The following is a 19507-nucleotide window of genomic DNA, read 5'->3' on the forward strand; positions in this document are numbered from 1 at the left end:
GTCCAGTACACCGGCGCGGACGAGTGGTACACCCTCACCGGCAGCCCCGCCCCAGTCCCGGTCGGCGCCCTGACCGACTTCCACACCACCGTCCTGACCGCTGTCGAGAACGGAGGTCAGGCCGAGACACCGTCCTGACCGCGGGCGGGCCTCGCCGAGCCCGCGAGGCCCGCCCCTGGCGCCGGCCGGTGTGGTCAGCCGCAGCACGGTGTGCGGAGCGGGCGGCACGTCATCCGCTGATCTGCCCGAGCCGGGCTCATCGCCGACGACGTCACCCTGAACCCCGCGCGGCCTGCCCGTCGGCGTGTTCACCGACAAGACCAAGCACTCGGTGCGCACGGCGAACGCCGGTGAGCCGCGCGGCTCGCGGGCCACCGGATCGGGTGGCATCCCCGCTCTCAGCTCGCGTGTCGTCCTGGCTGGCCGCTACCGTCTGGCCTTTCGCCCGTCCGACCAGGGATGCCCATGACGCTTCGCCAGGCAACGCTCTCGCTGGTCGCGGCCACTCTGCTCTCGCTCGCCACCTCGAACGCTCCGTACGCCACCGCGCTGGCCGCCATGGCCGCACCGTGCGAGGAAGGGGACACCGAGTCCAGGGCGGACTCCTCGGTCGACGAGGGCGAGATCCGGTGGACCGAGTCGTCGAAATACGACTCGGAGAGGGCGCACGCCTTCACCGAGTGGAACAGGCTCCGGAAGATCCGCATCGCGCCGGACGCCGTCAACACCGTGAACGACCTGGAGTTCCGGGACTACAGCAAGCCCGACACCATCGGCGGGTACTGGGAGCGGCGGGGTGGTATCGCCCAGACCGACTACATCTACCTGAACAAGCACAACATCGACGGCATGGGGCCCGCGTTCCGGCGCAACGTCCTCGTGCACGAGCTCGGTCACGCGCTGGGTCTGTGCCACAAGTCGGGGGACTACCTGTCGGTGATGTGGAACAGGAAGAGCGACGTCGACAGGCCGACCGCCGTCGACCAGGCCAACTACACCCGATTGTGGGGATGATGAAGCGCACCATTGTGCTGTCGCTCGCCGGGGTCGTCGTGCTCGCCGGGTCGGCTACCGCCGCCGTCCTCGCCACGCAGGACGACGACGTCACCGTCCACGCGATCTGCCTCCCGGTCGACGAGACCGACGGCGACAAGGCCGGCATCGTCGATCACGTGGCCGTCGTCACGGTCGACCAGATGGTCAAGGAGCAGCCCAACGACGTCAACGTCGAGGTCTTCTCCAAGGTCCGCGTCGAGGAGATCCTGAAGGGCGCCCTGCCCTCGGGCGTGACCGTCGATCAAGTCGTCTTCCGCGTACCCGGCGGCGGGTTCAAGGCCACCGGTCCGCACCGGGCGCCACTGACCGCCGGACACCGGTACGTGATCGGCGTCGACGACTGGGGAAGCACCACGGGTCCGAGGCTTCGGGAGGTCTTCTTCTCGACGCCGGCCGACGGCGCCCAGCTCGACAAGGAGCTCACCCGCTGGAAGGCCGCGGTCGCCCACCAGACCGCGAAGCGCATCGCCCCGTCCTGCAACGACGTCGTCAACGTGCCGTAGACAGGACCCGGCCCCGGGCCATCGCGCAGGCTGCCGGTCACGCCGCAGCTCAGCCGCCGCCGTCACCCGCAAGAACCCTCCCTGCCCCGATCACCCTTGCGTCGACATCTACGTCGACGGCACCCCCGCACCCGACTCCCCCTGACCTGCGGACCACGGATCCGGCAGCTGGGCGACCACGTCGCGCACGACGGTCTCATCCGGCACCCACAGCCCGAGACGCCCCTCGACGGCGACGGGGCCGCGAAAGAGGGCGGACGTCTCGGAGTGTCCAGTGCCAGAAGCCCAGCATGCCCCAGGGGACGCAGCAGCCGTCGGCGGCAGCGTGGTGGCAGGAGTCAAGGACGGCTGTGCCGATGATCGCGCCCCGCACATTGGGCGCATGCTCCAGACCGATGTCGGTGGCGGTCACCTTCGAGGCGTGCGGCGCCTTCGCGGCGTGGACGAGGACCGTGGTCCCGAGGTGGAAGGCAGAGAGCGCACGTTGCCGGTTCTCGGTTGTCTTCCCGCCCCAGACGATCGCGTCGGCGTACGGCTGGCGAATCGTCAGCACCCTCATGCCCCTGGATCCTATGGGCTGTCGGTCTGGTCACCGGGCGGTGCCGAAGCTGCTCAGGTGGCCGGGTCGAGGAGGTGCGGGCCGTTGTTGCGGACGCTGTTCACGGCCGTGGAGACGGGCTGGACGGTCAGCTGCCCGTTCGCGGGCTGGGTGAGCAGGGCGCGCAGGCCGGCGGTGTCGGTGTGGTCGGGGTCGAGCCAGGCGTCGTAGTGGTCGGGGGTGAGAGCGAGCGGCATGCGGGGGTGGATGAGTCCGGCGGCGTCGGTGGCCTCGGTGGTGATGATCGTGCAGGTCATCAGCCACGCGTCCGGGTCGTCCTCGTTGGTCTCGCGGCACAGCACGCGCAGGGGGTTCCCGCCGTGGCCGTAGCGGTGGATGGGTGGTGGCAGGAGGCGCACAGGCCGACCTGGTCGGTCGGGCAGGTGGGTGCCGGTGGGGTGGTTCTGGCAGCCGTCACCGCTACTGGCTGTCGCCGGCGTGGAGTGCTGCCGCCGCGATCTCCCGCACGCGGTCCATGCTGATCCCTGTGCGCTGCTCGACGGCGAGGGGGTGGTTGGTGGGCTCCAGCTCGACGTAGGGGCGCTCGCCGACCGGGCGGGTGTGGACACGCGTCTTCAGGTTGAGGGTCGTCGTGGGGTAGACCGACAGGTCGGTGGTAAGCCAACCGAAGTACGGCTTCGCGGACTCGCGGCCGGGGGCGTCCCACAGATCCGCGGCACGGGAGAAGCTCTCGTGGCTGAGTGAGACCCACACGCCCCAGGAGAACACTTCGTCCGTGTCGACGACCGGTATCTCGATCAGTCCCTTAACGAAGTAGTGCTGGCCGCGGACTACGCACTGGTCCGGCGTGAGCAGGCAGTCGTCGGCGCCGGCGAACGCCGGATCCCATATCGCGGGGGCCTCGGCTGTGTAGTTCATCGGCAGCTCAGAGTGGTGGGCCCCGCAGCACGTGCAGGTGAACCCGAGATCACTGGTCATGGTGCTGGAGCCTAGTGACGTGCTGCGGCACCACGTCGGGCGGGAGGCCCGCCTGCCGCCTTGCCGGGCCGAGTATCGCGCTCCCTCACGCCGACGTTCTTGTAACTGAGCGTCGTAGTTGGCCAGTCTGGCCAACCAGGTACGAAGCCACGAGTCAGTGGAACCAGACGACAAGGCGTACGTTCTCGGCCCCGTGGACCTCGCTGAGGATGCGCATGACGCTCCAGACCCGGCCCCAGTCGGTGTCGATCCCTGCGGCTGAGGCGCGGGTTCGTGTGCCTGAGGCATCGGACTCATGCCAGTCCGTGGTGTCCAGCTCGGCCCAGGTCAGCCAGGTTGTTCCGTACACATCGTGGGGGCCGCCGTAGCCGGCGAACTCACTTCGCAGCCTGTCCGAAGCGTCGTCCGGGAAGCCGCGATCCTCCGACAAGGGACGGAAGCCGAAGGAGTTTCGGACTCCGAAGAGGCAGGCCAGGCCGTCGTAGGCATTGCCCCTGTTGAGGAGGAAGAGATCGATGCCGATTTGCCATACAGAGTCCTCGTCGTCAGGGCCCCATAGGCGGGCACCCGGCCGGCATTCGATCATTCCGCTGACGTCGGTCGACATAGAGAGATCCTGCCGGCACAGGCCCGGAGTCGGCATCTCCATTTCGCTTCGCGCGTGCTTACGTGGTCCGGCTGAGTCTCTGGCTCAGCCGGATCCGTGGGCATTCGCCGACTCGAGTGCTCACCCCGGTGCAGAGACGGTCGGGTCGGTGGCGCTACCGCGGGTCTCCGCAAGATGGATGTTGATATAGCGGATGAGGGTCAGCGGGTCCTGAGGGTGGTCGGCCTCGAAGGTGACGCGGCGCAGAAGGCCGACTGCACCAAGTGCGACGCCCTCGCGGGCCAGCACGAAGACTAGGGCGAGAAAGGCGGACCGGGCGTTGCCGTCGTCGAAGGGGTGGAAGAAGCAGACGTCGAGGTAGGTGCGGGCGGCGCGGGCGGTGAGTCCGAGGGGTTCGCCGGCGGTGGCTGCGCTCTCGGCCAGGCTGGTGTCGAAGCGGGCGGGTGTGTCCGGTCCGAGGCCGTAACGCTCCCGGCCGCCCTTGGCGAAGGCGGAGGAGGTGCGGAATGGCGGCGGCTGCGCAGAACCCAGGACGTGCTGATGCCATGTGCTGAGCAACGCGAAGTCGAGCCGCGCTCCGCGTGCCGCGTCGGCCCGGAGCAGTTCGAGGGCGCGGAGCAGACCTTCGGCCCGAGCAGGATCGATGGCGCCGTCGAAGGCCCGGATGTCCTCCGCGGGGCCGTCGCGAAGGGCGGCCACTGGTCCGTCCGCGCCGGCATCCGGGATCTCGTGCCACGGCACCGACGCGCGGATCGCGAGCCAGCGCTGCAAGTGGTCCTGAGCCTGGACGGCCGCTCGAGTACCGCCGTCGCCCGGCTGTAGAGAGCGAGCGAGCTGCTCAGCGACGTCGTCGATGACCACCGTGTCAGGGCCGGTCCAGCTGTGGAATCGTCCACCGACCGCCTCCTCGACCAGGCCCTGGGCTACCTCCACCGCGACTCCCCAGCGGTCGAGGAACCAGGCGAGCACCTGGCGGCAGTGGTTGTGCCAGCCGCTGCCGCACCCGGTGCGGTCGACGACCTGCTGAATCAGGTTCCGCGCCGCGCGTTCCCACAGGATCCGCTGGTCTTCGATGGCGCTGAGGTCCAGCGGGTAGGCCTCGAACCAGGCGGCGAGGTGTTCCAGCCACTCGCGCCACTCCCGCAGGGCCGCCTCCACACGGGCCAGTGTCTCTTCCGGCGTGGTGATCGAGTCCCGCGGGCAGCACCAGTTCCCCACCGGTCCGCCGTCGAAGTCACCCTCGTCGTGCGCCCAGCGCCACCCGAGGGTCCACCGGCCGTAGTGCAGGACGAGCGCATACGACATGGCGTCGGCCCAGGACTCGGCCTCTTCGCTGCTTCGTGAACCGCTGTCAGCAGCAGGAACGTCGCGGCGGATGGGCACGCACCGGGCAGGACCCAGCGAACGCACCGTCTGCGCTACGGATGCGCTGTCGAAGGCGTGGCGGGCGGGGTCCACGTCGGCCCAGGTCAGGAAGCGAGGAGCCAGGTCAACGATCACCGCGTCAGCATGCCAGGCCCGTCCAGCGCGCGCCCCAGACTTTCAAAGCTTAGGGCGCCCGGTCACAGCTGCTGTGACTGAGCACGTCATCTGGCCTGGCAGGACAAATTCGACGCCCAGCGCCTGCTGGCTCGCCCGGCGTGCGAACCGGGTCACCACCGGGCGCGCAGTACGCCGTCGCTGTCCGGGAGGGCAGCACAGAACAGCGGGTGGTGTTCGGCGAGGGACAGGGGCAGCGCGCAGGCGGCTCGGGCATCGGCCACGTGGGCGCTGAGCTCCTGGTAGTCGGTGTCGTCGACGATCGCGTGGCTGATCGTCCCGTCCTGTGCCTCCCAGACGAACACGATGGATTCCTCCTGTGGCAATGCGGCGAGGACGGCGCCGACGTCCGGGGTCAGGTCGGGCCAGACGGTCAGCAAGGCGCGCGGGCCGAGACCGGCGCGCACTGTGTCGAGGTTCTCCGGCGTGATTCGGTGCCAGCGTGCGGCGTTGCGAACGTAGCTTTCTTCGAGGAGCAACGCATGCCGTGAAGCCAGCGCGGTGTGCACGCGTATCCAGAAGTGCTCGTCGGCTGGCTCCGTCACTACCGCTTCGTCGACCTCGGCCGCATAGGGCGAAGCCGTAAACGGTTCCGGGAAGAGGCCAAGTTCCCGGGTACGCGCTACGGCGTCTGCGCAGGGCCGGTCGCTGCCCACATACATGTACTGGTCCCACCCGACATGTACGGTGAACAAATCCCCCACCTCCAGTCGGCACCAAGCGCCGTGGTCGCGGAGCATGGCCCGGACCAGTTCCAGGGCGACCGGAAGAGAGACCTCGGCCCCGTCGTGGTAGCCGGTGAGGTCGGGCGGGAAGAGCCCGCCGAGGCCGTGCCCCGCAACTGAGGGCTCCCCGCCGAAGTGGACGAAGCCCGTGACCGCAGGGTCGCGGATCTCCAGCCGGTCGATGCCCGAGCCGTCTGCGAAGGCGGCCACGGCCGCCAGGTACGCCGCTTCGACAGGCCCGTGGTCGCTGATCGTGTCCTCGGCGCCAATGTAGTGACCGTGCTCGTCGCGGTCGGCGGGATCGTATTTGGTGATCCGGTGGACGAAGGCCGGCGGCACGCTACTCCTCGGACGGGGCGGAAGGAGTGCCCAGCGTAGATCCCGGCCCCGATTCTCCGACCGGGGGGAGGCAGTCCCCGCATGGACGGTTCAAGGCCCGACGGTCATCTCGTCAGGAGCGGTGAGCCTCGTCGAGGAAGGCGCCTCGGTCGCGGCGGCGATTGCGGCGATGCGTTGAAGTGCGTCCTGGTAGGCGTCCGCGTTGCCCGGCATCTTCTGCCAGGCGCGGATGGTGACGGTTGCGGACTGGAGAGCGCCGGGGGTGATGCCGAGGTAGCGGGCAGCCGCGGCGCGGGAGCCACCGCGGGTCATCTGGACGAGGCGGATCGCGGCGTCTCGGCGCAGTTGGGTTGCGGGCCCGTTCAATTCGTCCAGTGGCCAGGCCCAGGCGTCCGGAAGATGTTGCGGGATGTTCTTCGGGTCGAGCAGGCCCTGGTGGCTCGGAGGCTGTGGGAAGAGCGCGGGTGGCCCGACAAGTCCGTGACGCAGGTGGGTGCTCTCGTCGATGGCGGTGTTCATGCCGGATGAGCAGTGTGGGGCGAGGCGCTTCAGCCGGCGATATCCGGCACGGCTGGAGGGAAGCCGGGACAGCACGCGGGCGAGGACTGTCTGGCCGCCCGGGTCGTCGAGGATCCGGACGACGAGGGCCATCAGGGCGGCTGCCCGCAACGGATCGCCAGGCGGGTGGTCGACAGAGCGAGCCAGCCAGCCGTCCCCTTGGGGTCCGGATCGTTCCGCAGGCGCTCGGCTCAGGGTCTCGGCGTGAGAGGCGACCGCGTCCAAGTGTTCGGTGCTGGTGAGGACTTCCGCCGTCGCCGGCCAGGTGCTGAAGATGGCGAGCGTGACGGCACGGACATCGTTAAGGAACCGTTGGGGCGAGGTAGGCCGGCCCAGACTCTCGACCTCCTGCCCGGCCACGGAACGCGCGGCCGCGGACAGCCGCTGTTGAGCGTGCACCATCGCCTCGGTAGGGCCTTTGCCGGTGGCGGACGGATAGTCAAGCCGCTGGGCACATGCCGGGTCCCGACCGATACCGGGCCGATGACGGCATTGCGCCGGGTGGAGGCGGCTACGCGGTGACGGGGTGAGCTGGGTGGGTCGCCATCTTCCGTCGGCTCGGTAGCCGTTGGAGAATGCGGGTGCCTGGCAGTTGGGGCACCGCCAGTCGAGAAGGCGGTGGTGGCGTGTGCAGAGGAATGTGAGTGAGAGCCGCCACGAGCCCTGCCAGACCGACCCGCCCGGAAGACCGGCAGTGTCTGCCAGGCAGGCGGGGCAGTACCGGCTGAAGGCCGTGAAGACCCAGCCGTCGTTGGCCATGTCGATCTGGCTTTGGTGTCGTCCCAGGTAAACGGGGTGTAGAGGGGGATAGCTGGGGGCCTGCGTCGCGAGGGTAAGCGCGTGGACCTCGGGCAGGGCGAGTCGGCAGACAGTGGCGGTCTGCCGGGATCGGTTGTCGTCCAGGCGGACGAGGTGGTGGGTGGGGAACGTCGTCCCTGCGGTGAGTCCGCACCGGTGCGCGAGGTCGAGCGGAGAGATGCCGATCCGGTGGGCGAGACGCAGAAGGTAGCCCGCCAGCAGTTCACCCTGGGCAGGATCCAGGCTTCTGGGCAGCGGCGTGCTCGTCATGCTGTATCCGAGGCTGCGGGGCCGTGGTCGTCGAACGCGGAGTTGCGGCATCGGCCGACGCGCGGTCGGCGGGTGGAGGCCGCGGGGACGGTGGGGATCTCGCCTGCCTCGGCGGCGCGGCCGGCACCACCCAGGGTGAGGGGGAGGCCGTCGAGGAGGGTCTCGGTCAGGCACTCGGAGCCGCTGGTGAGCGCTTCAGTGCATCCGTCCTCGATGAGGCGTTCGAGGAGGCCGACGACGCCGTTGGTGCGGGTGAAGAGGTACTCGGGCATGCAGCCCGAAGTGAGCATTCCCGGCTCGGCGTTCAGCAGCCGGAGGGCGCTCTCCAGGCCGGCGAGGTGGGTGGTCCAGGCGGTGATCTGCTGGTCGGTGTCATAGCGGAAGCGGTCGAGTTCGACGAGATCGAAACGGCGCTCGGTCTGGGTGGCCTCAAGGCCGTGCGCGGTGGCGTGCCGGGACGGCGGCAGCACCCTCTGCCCGGATGCCGCATCCAGGCGGCCTTCGCGCAGGAGACCGGAGGCGGGGATGTCGACGCCGATAAGGACGAGGGTGACGTGCATGCTCATGAACGCGCGGATCAGGTCGAGGGTGTCCTGGTCGTCGGCGCGGTGCATCCGTAGGCGGGTGATGTCGTCGAGAACCAAGACCTTGGTGCCGTGGTCGGTCAGGGAGGTGGCGACCTGCCGGATCAGGTCGGGGAGGTCCATGTTCTTTGTGGGCGCCCCGTAGATTTCAAGATTGCCTTGCAGGTGCTCTTCGGCTTCGCGGTCACCGGGGTCTGCACATAGGCGACGGGCACCCACAGGTCGCGGGTTCCGGGCGCGACGTCAGGGTGGACCTGGTGGTGAAGGGCGCGCCAGGAGTCCTCGAAGGCGGCCACGATCTCACAGGTGGTCTCAGTCTTGCCCTGGTAGCCGCCGCCACTGATCATCACTCCCGCGCGGGTGGACGGCTTGGCCTTGAAGGCGTTGGTGCGGATCCGGGCGCTCAGCAGCCGGTCGACCCTCTGGCTCATCGGGGTGTCGAGGAGCGGGAGGTTGGCGTGGGTGGCCATCCGGTGCAGGTCGTAGGCGGATCGCTCCCGTGTGCTCATCGCCCGCCACTGGCCGAATGTCCGTACCGGCGCCGGGGCGAAGCCGTGCCGTGCCCGCCGCCACGTGTCCCAGCCCGCTGCCTGGTCCCGCGACGCGGGCGCCATCAGACCAAGCCCCGTGCCGGCCAGTGTCATGACTGGTCCTCCGCCCGGCCGGTGCCCGCTTCCCCAGACGTGTCCTGCTCTTCATCGGGGAGGAGGAAGAGGTTCATAGACGTCGTTTCTTATGGCGTGATCGTTCGTTGATCCGTGCATGACGGATCTGGTTGAGCGATTGGTGCCCGACGAGTTGTGGGTGTTGTTCAGGCGGGTGGTGCCGCCGACGGTGGTGATACGTCCGCAGGGCGGTGGTCGGCGTCGGGCGGGTGACCGTGAGGCTCTGGCGGCGATCGTCTTCGTAGCGACGTCGGGCTGCACGTGGCGGCAGCTTCCGCCGGTGTTCGGTCCCGCCTGGCCCACGGTCTACCGCCGTTTCGCCCAGTGGAGCCGGGACCGGGTCTGGGCCCGGCTCTACCGCGTGATCCTCGATGACCTCGGGGCGCGGGGCGAGCTGGACTGGTTGCGGTGCGCGATCGACTCGGTCAGTCTGCGGGCCGCAAAAAGGGGGCCGCTTACGGGACCGAATCCGACCGACCGCGGCAAGCTGGGATCGAAGATCCACCTGATCACCGACCGGAACGGACTGCCATTGTCCCTGGGCATCTCCGGCGCGAACATGCACGAAAGCCAGTGCCTGGTTCCACTCGTGCAGGGCATTCCGCCCATCCGGTCCCGCCGCGGCCCCGGCGCCGACTGCCGGCGAAACTGCACGCCGACAAGGGCTACGACTACGACCACCTGCGCCGATGGCTCCGCCAACGGGGCATCCGTCACCGCATCGCCCGCAAAGGCGTGGAGTCCTCACAGAGGCTGGGCCGACATCGCTGGGTGGTCGAGAGAACGGTGTCCTGGCTGGCCGGTTGTCGACGACTTCACCGCCGGTACGAACGCAAGGCCGAACACTTCCTCGCCTTCGTCGGCAGAGCCGCAGCCCTCATTGGATACCGGCGCCTCACCAGCCGATAACTTCCCTGAGCGGATCAGCTTGGGAGGACTTCCAGGTCGATCGGCGGCAACCCCCAGGGTTCCAGGATCCCGGTGCAGTACTCAGCGAGGAACTGGACGGCACCACCACCGTAGTGCCACCACGCCCCGCCGCGAGTAGCAACCGTGACGACCCAGTCCTGCGGAGACGGACCCGTCGTACTCCACATGAACTTGTCGCTGTCGCACGACTCCCCCCACGGGAGCAGCCCACCGGGAGCCGGGTGGGCCAGCAAGCCGAGAGCGGGTTCCAACCAGGCATCGGCAAGCGCTGAAAGGGTGTCACGGGTGCCCTGCAGAATGCGGCCTTCCTCGCCCGGCTCAGGAAGCCGGACCAGAAGGAAGCCCCCGATGTCGAAGGTCGGATACCACTCCGCGAGGCACTTGAAATCAGAAGGAAGCCGGGTGCCCAGGCCGTCTTCGAGCCCGGCCCAGTCGATCACGGCACGCGTCGGCCGACGCAGGTCGGTCAATCCAGGGACAGCACGCTCCAGCAGCGCGAGAGCCTCCTCCGGATCGGTTAAACGGCGCCGCGGCGTCTGGGTGCTGACCAGTTCGTCATCCATGCCTCGGAGCGTGCCACACGCATCCGACGTCCCCGACAGGCGGGCCCACGAAGGCCCCTTGGTGCCAGGAAATCCTGCCGCACGCAACCAGAGCCATCAGAAACGTCCTCTAAAAGAGCGTTTTGTCCCGGTAGGGGTGCTTCATCGCAGTTCAGGTGATTGACCGCTTCGGGTCGGCCGGGGCAGCACATGTGTCTTGTGGCAGGTGAGGCGGGTGACGGCCTTCGAGGGCCCGTTTCAGTCCCTTCGCTCCTGTCTGATCCCAACGCGCCCCCGGTCGCACCGGTTTGCGCCCTGTGGCGGAGCGGCGGCCATCGGTACTACAGAAACATGCCTCGCAAGCAGCGGCCCTATCCGAGTGACCTGTCCGATGCCCGTTGGGAACTGCTGGAACCGACTCTGACGGCCTGGCGGGCCGAGCGAAGAGGGAAGGGCCTGGACATCGGGCGCCCGCCTGAGCACGATCTGCGCCGGATCATGGATGCCATCCTCTATGTCGACCGGACCGGGATTCCCTGGCGGTATCTGCCTCACGACTTCGCCCCATGGGAGACGGTTTACGGCTACTTCGCCGCCTGGCAGAAGGACGAGGTCTTCGACCAGCTCAACGGTCTCCTGCGACGCCTGGCCCGGAAGGCCGAAGGCCGTGACGCCGAGCCGAGCGCCTGCATCCTGGACGCCCAGAGCATCAAGACCTCGGCCAACGTGCCCTCGGCCGGCCAGGGCATCGACGCGGGCAAGAAGATCGCAGGCCGCAAACGTCACATCGGCGTCGACACGCTCGGTCTCCTGCTGGCCGTGCTGGTCACCGCCGCCAGCGTCTCCGACAACGTCGGTGGCATCCATCTGCTCTCGGACATTGCTGCAAGCCACCCCCGCGTCACGTAGGCGTGGGCCGACACCGGCTACCGCACCAAAGTCATCGACCATGGCGCCCGCCTGGGAATTGATGTCGAAGTCACTGGTCGCGACCCGGGCCAGAAGGGCTTCAAGGTGATTCCGCGGCGCTGGGTGGTCGAGCGGACCTTCGGCTGGCTCATGCATCACCGCCGTCTCGCCCGCGACTATGAAACTCACCCCCACCGCTCCGAAGCGATGAGTCACCTCGCGATGATCGACCTGATGAGCCGCAGGCTCACCCGAGAGTCGACTCCGAACTGGAAGGACTCATAGCTGCCGGGCCACGCTGACCCGCGCATCCTCACTCCTCATTGACCGCGGCCAGCGGCCATCGATAACACTCGCCGCTTCCCGGCAGGCGCCGCAGGCATCTTCCCGTTCCGGCAGCCACACGTAGTCGGACGGTGACATACCTGCCTCCTGAAGGCCGCACAGCGTCTTGTCGAAGATGCCGAACGCGTGGGAGACACCAGCAGCGAGGCCATCCGCGACGGCCTTCTCCCAGCGCATCCCCGGGGGCAGATACGGCGGTCTCGAAATCTCGAACCACTCACCGCCCACATGGGTGGCCGCATGGCACCAGGAACAGGACCAAATCTCCTCCTCCCAGGCCGCCGGTGGCACAGGCCACCGCCACATCGACCGCCCGCACACGTCACACTCCACAGGCGGATCTTCACACGCTGGCACGGGCCGCCCCAAGCGGCCTACGTCGCACCAGTTATCAAACGCCCCAGCCAGGACAAAACGCTCTTTAAGGGCACTCTCACAATGACCCGGTGATTGGGTAGATCTCAGGGCCCGCTGACTCCGGAGGAACCGCCCCCTGCGACTATGCGGCTGTGAGCTATGACCTTGCTGTGTGGGACGGGGAACGCCCACTCGACGTCCACCGCGCAGGCTCGACCTACGGCGAGCTCTATGAGCGCTACCTGGAATCGGACGATGTCGTCGTCCCTCCTGCACCCCGCATCGCGGCCTACGTGGCCGCGCTCGTCGAGCGATACCCGGACGACCTCGACCGCAGTGCCGTGTGGGCGTCCACGCCGGTCATCGACGAAGCATCGGGTCCGATCGTGTACCTGACCATGTCCTATGGCAAGGCTGAGGAAGTGTCCGACTTCGCCGCTGCTCTGGCTCGTGAACACGGTCTCGTCTGCTTCGATCCGCAGGGAGAGTGGCTCAGGCCATGACTGGCAACCCGAACCAGATCTCCCCGCCGTGACCGAGGCATGGAAGTGGGTCCCTGGCCACCAGTGTTGATCAAGCGGCTCGCTGCGGGTCCAAGACCACAGTGAGCCGCCCTCCGCCACCCGAACAGGCCAGCAGCAGGCTGCCCACCAGCAACCCTCACCACGTCAGGAACTGGGCACGTTCATTCGTACGTGGCTGAGCACGTTCATGTGTACGCCGACAAGAGCCCGCTGCTCGCCATCTGACGCGTTCTCCGGCTCACCTCCGATTTCGAGCGGAGGTGAGCCAGGACGGGAACAGGCTCTTCCGGGCGTAGCGGGGTCCTCGCCGCGCGAGCGGAGGTGAACCGACCCACAGGGGAAGATCGAACCGCTTCAGCTAGGGCCTGTCTCCTTGAAAGCTATGGCCGCCATTCCCGGCGGTAGGCGGGGTGCTCGGCGTATGACTGGGCAAGGACTCGAAGTGCGTATGCCAGGCCGGCCGAGCGGGGGTCCGATGGATCCATGGCCTTGTAGTCGTGCGCCAGTTGCTCGGTCAGGTCGAGCATGGGGAGATGGCTGTCGAGAAGAGCCTCGCCGCCCAGGGTGTCGGCCACGTAGGCATAGGCGTGGTTGTCGTCCATGATGCGTGCGACGAGGAACTTCACGAGATCGTGCATGTGGCTATCTTCGCGGGCAAGGGGCTTCGGCGGTCAAGCGGCTGTCCAGATGAGGATGGCGGCGAGGTGGAGTGCGGCTTGGTAGGCGATGGCGAGCTTGTCCGTTCGCATGGCCAAGCCGCGCCGCTGCTTGAGTCGGGTGATGGAGCGCTCGACGGCGTTGCGCTGCTTGTATGCCTCGGCGTCGAAAGCCGGTGGGCGACCGCCGGCGCGGCCTCTTCGCAGTCCTGGCCGCCCCGGCTCTCGTCCTACTGGGAGTCGTCGATCACGGTTCCTGTCATTGCGTTCACCGAGCCGCTGATGGGCTGCCTTCCCTGTACCTCGATACGCCAGGCGGGGATCCAGGTTCCGTTGCTGAGCGTGGCCAGCAGCACCGCAGTAGCAGCGGGCGGCTTGGTTCCGTCCTGCTTGTTCGCGCTCAGGAGGGCCGCGACGGCCTCCTCCTTCCGGATGCGGGGGGAGGGCAGGTGGGGGTCCGGGATGTTCGTCATGATGATCTGGGTGGCGAGGCCGGCACGGTTGACCTGGATGTCGAGCCGCATGGGCATGAGGACTCCGTTCGCGTCGTGCCGACGCCAGCTGGTCATCCAGCCGAGTTCGGCCTTCTCGTCGACCTCCGTGGTCTTGGGCTTCGAGTCCCGTAGTCCCCAGACGGCGTGGCGGGCGGCGTACGCCGTGGCGACCTGCTGTGCCTGCTGCTCGTTGACAGGGGAGGCTTTGGCGCCGGGCAGTGGATAGCCGCTCGGCTGGCCTGTGCTCGACATGTCGAGGTAGGCCTGGAAGGTGTCGCGGCCGGGCCAGCGAAGCTCTGCGGAGCCGCCTCCGGCGAACTGGGCCATGACCGTGCCGGTGCCATCGGGCCCGGACGCGAAGTCGACGCGGCTGACCTTGTAGTAGCCATCGAAGGACTCGTCCACGGCCGCGCGGATCGCGTTCTCCTGGGCGTCGTTCGCCCGCCCGATCCCGAGAGTCTGGTCCACGACCTGCGGCTCGATGGCGACCCCCCACACGAGGGCGAGCACGGCGATGGTGGTCACGGCCGCATAGGTACTCCGGGCCCGCCAGGCGTGGAGGAGTCCGGCGCGCGGCTTCTCGAAGGCGGTGATGGTCCATCCGGCGATGGCGCCGGCGACTACCCCCAGGGAGTTCATCACCAGGTCACTGGAATCGCAGCCCCGTCCGAGGAAGGTAAGCGAGCCCTGCAGGGTTTCGATCGTGAAGGTGAGGAGGATCCCGAAGGCGACGGTGCCGAGAACCTTCCGTGTCGCCAGGACGCCCAGCAGCCCGACCGGGAGGAAGAGCCCCGCGTTGAGCAGCCCCTGATCGGTGGTGAACGGTTCGATGAGGTCACGGTTGACCACACACATCCGCGGCTGGTGAACGGGGGAACCGGTCGACCAGAGCGTCAGACTCACCACAGCCGTCACCGACGCTGCGAAGAGGCCCTTCAGGGCACGGCGCCCATCAGAAGGTGGGGACTGCCTGTAGACGACGAAGCCGACCGTTGCCGACAGCAAGGTCGCCAGGGCGATGAACATCCCGTGCCCGTTGAAGACGGCGTACAGCACCTGACCACTCTCTTTACATGAACGTGAACGTGAGCCCGGACAGTGTCCGGTGTCCCACGCGAGCTGCGCGGGACACCGGACACCACGGAATCAGCAGGGATCAGCCGCCGGAGTCTGATAGGTCGCCCCACCGGTCGTGTTCAGCAGACCGTTGGTCGGGTAGCACCCGCCCGAAAGGCCGCTCCACTGGGCGTAGTACGTATTGACGGCCGTCATCGACTGCCAGCCGCCCCAGTGGTTCACACCCTGGCGCAGATAGCCCAGGCGGGCGCTAACGGCAGCGCCACCGGACTTGTAGTACTGCAGCCCGACGGACGAGCCGGTGCTCGTCTCGTTGATCATGAGAACGCCATTGCTCAAGGTCGTGCACTTGTCCCCGGGAGTGACGTCACCGGAGCCGGGACAGGTAAGCGCCTGCACCCCGGTCCCGCCGGCCGTCGCCAGCGAGGCGCCACCCAGGACGGGTATCAGCGTCAATGCGGCGACTGCAGCCATACTCGATGCCTTGATACGCATATCGACCTTCCGTGGGCAGATGACTCTTCTGCTGTGCCCGGGGGGTGGCGGACGGATCGTGTCGTCGAGTAAAGCCGCAGGCAAAGACCATCGACCTAGTCCGTCAGATCATGATCGATATCAGGCCGCTGAACGAAAGGCGTACGCCGCCCCCGGCAGAGGCGATCAGCCGTCGCTGATCCGTCAATCAGCGAGCGTGCGGTTGTGCATCCGAACACGTCTTGCGCGAAGGTGCCCTGCTCTCGTCCCTGAGGTCCGTCGGACGCGAGCAGTACTGGTACCTCCGCTCGCGCAGAGAGCACGAAACCCCGCCGGGCGCTGTTCCGGCGGGGCGGCTCACCTCCGCTCGAGCGGAGGTGAGCCGGCGGGGCAGGCGGTGCTGCTCCCCTTCACCCTGTTGGCTTTGTCCACGAGAACGGACAGCCGACACCACTTCGGGAGGCACCACTACCTGGTGCGGTTCGATTGCGCAGCTCTGGAGCCTGAGTACCGGCGTCGTCTGGCAGTCGGCTAGAAGAGACCGGCTTGCATGTGGTGCGTGAGGTTGTCGAGGATCTCGCGCAGCCACGGGCTGCGGACCGCGGGCAATCGGACCAGGGTGTGCTGGAAGGTTCCCGGGTCGGCTCGGAACAGGTGGTGGGGGCGTGGCGGGGGCGGGTCGTCGCGCAGTACGCCGTCGGGCATGGTTCCCGAGGTGGGGAGGTGGAGGTGTGGTTCGGGGTAGGCCATCCACAGCCATATCCCGAACGGCAGTGGTACGGGGCGTGCAGATGCGTCCGGGCCGGCTGGGCTCCAGAGTTCCCCCGTCTGCGGGTGGGTTGGCACGAGGATCATGTCGACGTCCGGGCCGGGGGCGGACAGCCCCGGTCCGGCCAGGACGGCACGTCGCGCTGGCTGGTCCGCGGGCAGCAGGGCGTCGAGGGCTCGTTGGAACACTTCAGTGATCAGGCCGGGCGGGACCGTCACCGGTCGGCCGTCGGAAGCTGCCAGGAGGTGGGCCAAGGCCCGGCCGGCTGCCGCTTCCCACTGTGGGCTCCATGACCACCAGTGGTCCAGCCCGCGGAGCGAGCCCCACCTGCTGATCGGCTCCATCGGGGGCGTGGCTACCCCCTCCTCCAACAGTTCCTCCCAGGCGAGGATTGCGGTACCGGAGTCGGTGTCGTCGACGGGGAGGCGGTGCACGGCATCCGGCGCGAGCCAGACCGCCTGCCAGAGTGAGCAGTCGTCGATCCGGCTCGCCACCGGCAGGCCGCACACCGCGCAGGCCATGTTCGGGCCGTCACCCCAGTCGAGACCGCAGCAGTAGCCGCCGGCTTCGTGCGGGACGAGCACGGTGCCGCGGGCATCCCCGGGGGCGATGACGACGGTGCCGGGTGCGCTGTCGGACAGGGCGTAGAGCGGGGCGTAGATACCGCGGGCCGCCGCCTCGTCCGGGTCGATTTCCTCCCACCTCCGCCACGGCGCCCCCCAGGGCTCCGGTTCCACGGCGAATGTGCCCGACTCCATGAGCACCGGGAGCTGGATCCCGTTCCCGTACTTCTGATGGGCATGTACCGGCAGCGCGACCGGGGACAGCGGGATGGTCAACTCGGCGCCACATCCCGCACACACGAAAACGAACAAATGTCCTCCGCGAAGAAAGCAGGGGGCATCGTCGCAGCTCTGTGGCGGACCTTCCACGTGTTTTCTCATCCGCGGCGCGGGACTGTGCTCCGCCATGGTGTGCAAGGCCACCGTTCGAATCCCCGACGTGCCGGGTGCCTCCCGAAGTGGTGAACATCTGCTGTCGGTTCTCGTGAACAAAGCCAGCCGCAACACCCGCAACGAGGTGCTACTGGCCGAGGCGATCGAGGCCCCGGTCGTCAGCGCCGGCTGCAAGCTGTCCGGCGGACTGTGGAAGTCGTACTACGACGAGCAACTCGTCGACGACCCGCCAAGCTCGACATCGACCACATGGTCCCCCTCGCCGAGGCCTGGGACTCCGGCGCGAGCGCCTGGACGCCCAAGCGGCGGGAGGCGTACGCGAACGACCAGGACGCCTCGACGTCGCTCGTCGCGGTCACCGCGCGGTCCAACCGGCAGAAGGCCGACCAGGACCCGCAGACCTGGCTCCCTCCGGCCCCCGAGGCCGTGTGCCGGTACCTGTCGGAGTGGGCTGGCACGAAGCTCCGGTGGGGCCTGACGGCCGACCCCGGCGAGGCCGTCACGTTGAAGACCTACGCCGTCGGGCCGTGCGAGAACACTGTCGTCCACTACACCCCCGCCCCCTGACCGACTCGTGCCCCGCCGGACGAACCGGCGGGGCCCAACGGCTGTTGCGGTCGGAAGGCCGGGCGTCGCGGCCTCGTCGCGGAGTTGTTCGAGGGCATGGTCAGCCGCTTCGGTCTCGTGCCGCCGCAGATCAGGGAGCGGGGGGCGGGCCGCCGCGTTGCTGCTGTTCCTTGCGGCGGGCGGCGTCCTCCAGTTCCCTCGCGGCGGCCTTCTGCTCGGCCAGCCAGTTCACCTCGCGCCCGCGGCCGTCCGCCGCTCCTTCAGCTGGTCGGACTTCGTCCAGCCCTCCGCGAGCCATGCGGCCCTGCGCTCGGCCTTCGCGAACGACTCGTCGTCCTGCCGGCGGATGTTCGGGGGCGCGTTTTCGAAGGCGTCGGCCTCGCGCTGGTGGATCCTGCGGTGCGCGTGGAAGAACTCCAGGGTCTCCTGCGGGGTGGCGCCCATCTCCACGACCAGCTCCATCAGCGCCCAGTCGAGCCGGGGGAACCTGTCCCCGGTGAGCCACCCGCGGACCGACTCGGCCCCCACGGCAGGCTCGTCTGCGGACCGGAGGACGTCGTTGACGGTTGCGAGCATCGCTCCCACCGACCACCTCAGGACGCCCTCCCGTTTGCGCAGGGCCTCGATCTGCCGCCCCAGATGCGCCGGCGTCACGGCGTTGAGCAAAGCGTCCGCGATGGCTGTCGGCGGTGGGCTGCTCGCGGTGTCCGGCCTGGTCACGGGGTTGTTCACCGTGTTGTTCGGTCCGGTCTGCTGAACAATCCCGCCGGGCTCGCGCTCCTCGTCGGCTGTACTGCTCACGATGACCTCGCCCTCGATGACCCTCGGCGCGCTCCCGCCCGCGAAGTCCGGGGCGAGGCCGAGGTCGGAGCGCAGCTCGCCCAGGTCCATGTCCTGCTCGTCGAGCAGCGCGTCCGCCGCCTCCAGGACGTCGGCTATCCGTTCCATCGGCGGCAGGTCCATGCCGTCCGCGGCCGGCTGCGGCATCGCGGCCGGCTGGGGGCTCCCGGCGCGGATCTGCGACTGAGCGACCACCACCTTCGCCTCGGCGGCCAGGCGCAGCTCGAACGCCTCCTGCGCCGCGCGGCGGGCGCGGCGGAGCTGGCCTTCGGCACGGACGCGGAACTTCTCCGACTGGTCGAGCGCCTGCTGCAGCTCGCGGGTCTCGCGTGCCTCGTCGAGAGCGCGGTCGCGTTCCTGGGCGAGCTGGACGGACTGGCTCTGCAGGAACAGCACCAGGCCCTGGAGCTGGGCGCAGCGTTTCTCCGACTCGTCCAGGCGGCGCATCGTCTCCATCTGCTGGAGGCGGGCGTCGTCGAGGCGCAACGCGAGCTGGAGCGCCTCCGGCAGCGGCGTCGGCGGCTGGTGCCGAACAGGCGGTGCGGCGGGCGGTGGTGGCTGGTCGGCCGGCCTTTTCGCGGCCTCCAGCGCGGCGGCGAGCAGCTTGTGGCCGTTCGCGCGGACCCTGCCGCGCATGTCCTGGGGCACGAGCTCGTCGACGACCTTGTCGAGGAGGTCCTGGCCGATCAGCGTGCTGCCGCTGCGGTACTGGCTCCACATCGCCTTCGAGTAGTGGAACCTCGTCTCCAGCGTCCGCACCGGGATGCCGTTGGTGACCGTGCGGAGCCATTCCGCCAGTCTGTTCGCCTCCTCCGTACGGCCTCGCAGTTTGTCCTGGAGCGGTCTGCCCACCTCTGCCCACCCCTCGTGTCCAGTGAACAAGCCC

The 19507-nt window shown here is 68.5% G+C and carries 18 protein-coding genes and 4 pseudogenes; 6 read left to right on the forward strand and 16 right to left on the reverse strand.

Annotated elements, in window-relative coordinates:
* The first annotated feature begins 465 nt into the window (after positions 1-465).
* On the forward strand, positions 466-1014 hold the full coding sequence (locus ACZ3ZE_RS36105) for a zinc metalloprotease (RefSeq protein WP_361180066.1): 549 nt from the start codon (positions 466-468) through the stop codon (positions 1012-1014).
* Positions 1014-1559, forward strand: coding sequence for a hypothetical protein (locus ACZ3ZE_RS36110; RefSeq protein WP_361180069.1), 546 nt, complete (start codon positions 1014-1016; stop codon positions 1557-1559). The genes ACZ3ZE_RS36105 and ACZ3ZE_RS36110 overlap by 1 nt, the downstream gene beginning before the upstream one ends.
* A 196-nt stretch (positions 1560-1755) precedes the next feature.
* On the opposite strand, the gene ACZ3ZE_RS36115 is transcribed toward ACZ3ZE_RS36110, so the two are convergent.
* The 9 genes and pseudogenes from ACZ3ZE_RS36115 to ACZ3ZE_RS36155 form a co-directional block, all read right to left on the reverse strand.
* Positions 1756-2118 (reverse strand): ASCH domain-containing protein, encoded by a 363-nt coding sequence (locus ACZ3ZE_RS36115; RefSeq protein ID WP_467262100.1) that lies wholly within the window; start codon positions 2116-2118, stop codon positions 1756-1758.
* 53 nt (positions 2119-2171) lie between these two features.
* Positions 2172-2438, reverse strand: a pseudogene (locus ACZ3ZE_RS36120) (SOS response-associated peptidase family protein); the annotation flags it as partial.
* A gap of 139 nt (positions 2439-2577) precedes the next feature.
* Positions 2578-3036, reverse strand: a complete 459-nt coding sequence (locus tag ACZ3ZE_RS36125; protein ID WP_361180100.1) for a DUF2199 domain-containing protein — start codon at positions 3034-3036, stop codon at positions 2578-2580.
* Positions 3037-3250: 214 nt separating this feature from the next.
* Positions 3251-3703: a hypothetical protein gene (locus tag ACZ3ZE_RS36130; protein WP_361180071.1), complete on the reverse strand. Its 453-nt coding sequence runs from the start codon at positions 3701-3703 to the stop codon at positions 3251-3253.
* Positions 3704-3823: 120 nt separating this feature from the next.
* Complete coding sequence (locus tag ACZ3ZE_RS36135) at positions 3824-5203, reverse strand: Fic family protein (RefSeq protein WP_361180073.1); 1380 nt, start codon at positions 5201-5203, stop codon at positions 3824-3826.
* Between the two features lie 152 nt (positions 5204-5355).
* Entirely contained in the window at positions 5356-6306 is a 951-nt protein-coding gene (locus ACZ3ZE_RS36140; RefSeq protein WP_361180075.1) for an RNA-binding protein, read from the reverse strand.
* Positions 6307-6396: 90 nt separating this feature from the next.
* Positions 6397-7932 (reverse strand): TniQ family protein, encoded by a 1536-nt coding sequence (locus tag ACZ3ZE_RS36145; RefSeq protein ID WP_361180077.1) that lies wholly within the window; start codon positions 7930-7932, stop codon positions 6397-6399.
* Positions 7929-8639 carry a hypothetical protein gene (locus ACZ3ZE_RS36150; protein ID WP_361180079.1) on the reverse strand — a complete coding sequence of 237 codons (711 nt, stop codon included), beginning with the start codon at positions 8637-8639 and terminating at the stop codon, positions 7929-7931. The genes ACZ3ZE_RS36145 and ACZ3ZE_RS36150 overlap by 4 nt, the downstream gene beginning before the upstream one ends.
* Complete coding sequence (locus ACZ3ZE_RS36155; RefSeq protein WP_361180081.1) at positions 8621-9160, reverse strand: hypothetical protein; 540 nt, start codon at positions 9158-9160, stop codon at positions 8621-8623. The genes ACZ3ZE_RS36150 and ACZ3ZE_RS36155 overlap by 19 nt, the downstream gene beginning before the upstream one ends.
* Positions 9161-9278: 118 nt before the next feature.
* On the opposite strand from ACZ3ZE_RS36155, the gene ACZ3ZE_RS36160 reads away from it, so the two are divergent.
* Positions 9279-10090 (forward strand): IS5 family transposase gene (locus ACZ3ZE_RS36160; protein ID WP_361180083.1). Its coding sequence is split into 2 segments (ribosomal slippage): positions 9279-9810 and positions 9810-10090, totalling 813 coding nucleotides; the frame shifts between segments, so codons are not numbered across the junction.
* A 14-nt stretch (positions 10091-10104) separates the two neighbouring features.
* Here the strand turns inward: ACZ3ZE_RS36160 and ACZ3ZE_RS36165 are convergent.
* Positions 10105-10674, reverse strand: coding sequence for an SMI1/KNR4 family protein (locus ACZ3ZE_RS36165; RefSeq protein WP_361180085.1), 570 nt, complete (start codon positions 10672-10674; stop codon positions 10105-10107).
* 330 nt (positions 10675-11004) lie between these two features.
* Here ACZ3ZE_RS36165 and ACZ3ZE_RS36170 point away from each other — a divergent pair.
* Together ACZ3ZE_RS36170 and ACZ3ZE_RS36175 are read left to right on the forward strand one after the other, a co-directional pair.
* A pseudogene (locus tag ACZ3ZE_RS36170) lies at positions 11005-11847 on the forward strand (IS5 family transposase).
* A 569-nt stretch (positions 11848-12416) separates the two neighbouring features.
* Entirely contained in the window at positions 12417-12767 is a 351-nt protein-coding gene (locus tag ACZ3ZE_RS36175; protein ID WP_361180089.1) for a hypothetical protein, read from the forward strand.
* Between the two features lie 401 nt (positions 12768-13168).
* On the opposite strand, the gene ACZ3ZE_RS36180 is transcribed toward ACZ3ZE_RS36175, so the two are convergent.
* The 5 genes and pseudogenes from ACZ3ZE_RS36180 to ACZ3ZE_RS36200 all read right to left on the reverse strand — a co-directional run bounded on the left by ACZ3ZE_RS36180 (position 13169) and on the right by ACZ3ZE_RS36200 (position 17133).
* The gene (locus ACZ3ZE_RS36180) at positions 13169-13426 is read right to left on the reverse strand and encodes a DUF6221 family protein (protein ID WP_361180091.1); all 258 of its coding nucleotides are present in this window, start codon (positions 13424-13426) and stop codon (positions 13169-13171) included.
* A 33-nt stretch (positions 13427-13459) separates the two neighbouring features.
* A pseudogene (locus ACZ3ZE_RS36185) lies at positions 13460-13651 on the reverse strand (transposase); the annotation flags it as partial.
* A 23-nt stretch (positions 13652-13674) separates the two neighbouring features.
* Positions 13675-14994 carry a VanZ family protein gene (locus tag ACZ3ZE_RS36190; RefSeq protein WP_442306026.1) on the reverse strand — a complete coding sequence of 440 codons (1320 nt, stop codon included), beginning with the start codon at positions 14992-14994 and terminating at the stop codon, positions 13675-13677.
* 90 nt (positions 14995-15084) lie between these two features.
* Positions 15085-15489, reverse strand: coding sequence for a hypothetical protein (locus tag ACZ3ZE_RS36195; RefSeq protein WP_361180098.1), 405 nt, complete (start codon positions 15487-15489; stop codon positions 15085-15087).
* 531 nt (positions 15490-16020) lie between these two features.
* Positions 16021-17133 carry a hypothetical protein gene (locus ACZ3ZE_RS36200; protein WP_361179877.1) on the reverse strand — a complete coding sequence of 371 codons (1113 nt, stop codon included), beginning with the start codon at positions 17131-17133 and terminating at the stop codon, positions 16021-16023.
* 190 nt (positions 17134-17323) lie between these two features.
* On the opposite strand from ACZ3ZE_RS36200, the pseudogene ACZ3ZE_RS36205 reads away from it, so the two are divergent.
* A pseudogene (locus ACZ3ZE_RS36205) lies at positions 17324-17781 on the forward strand (GmrSD restriction endonuclease domain-containing protein); the annotation flags it as partial.
* A 228-nt stretch (positions 17782-18009) separates the two neighbouring features.
* Here the strand turns inward: ACZ3ZE_RS36205 and ACZ3ZE_RS36210 are convergent.
* Complete coding sequence (locus ACZ3ZE_RS36210; RefSeq protein WP_361179762.1) at positions 18010-19473, reverse strand: hypothetical protein; 1464 nt, start codon at positions 19471-19473, stop codon at positions 18010-18012.
* Positions 19474-19507 lie beyond the last annotated feature (34 nt).

It is taken from the genome of Streptomyces sp. NPDC023157 (genome assembly GCF_055560575.1).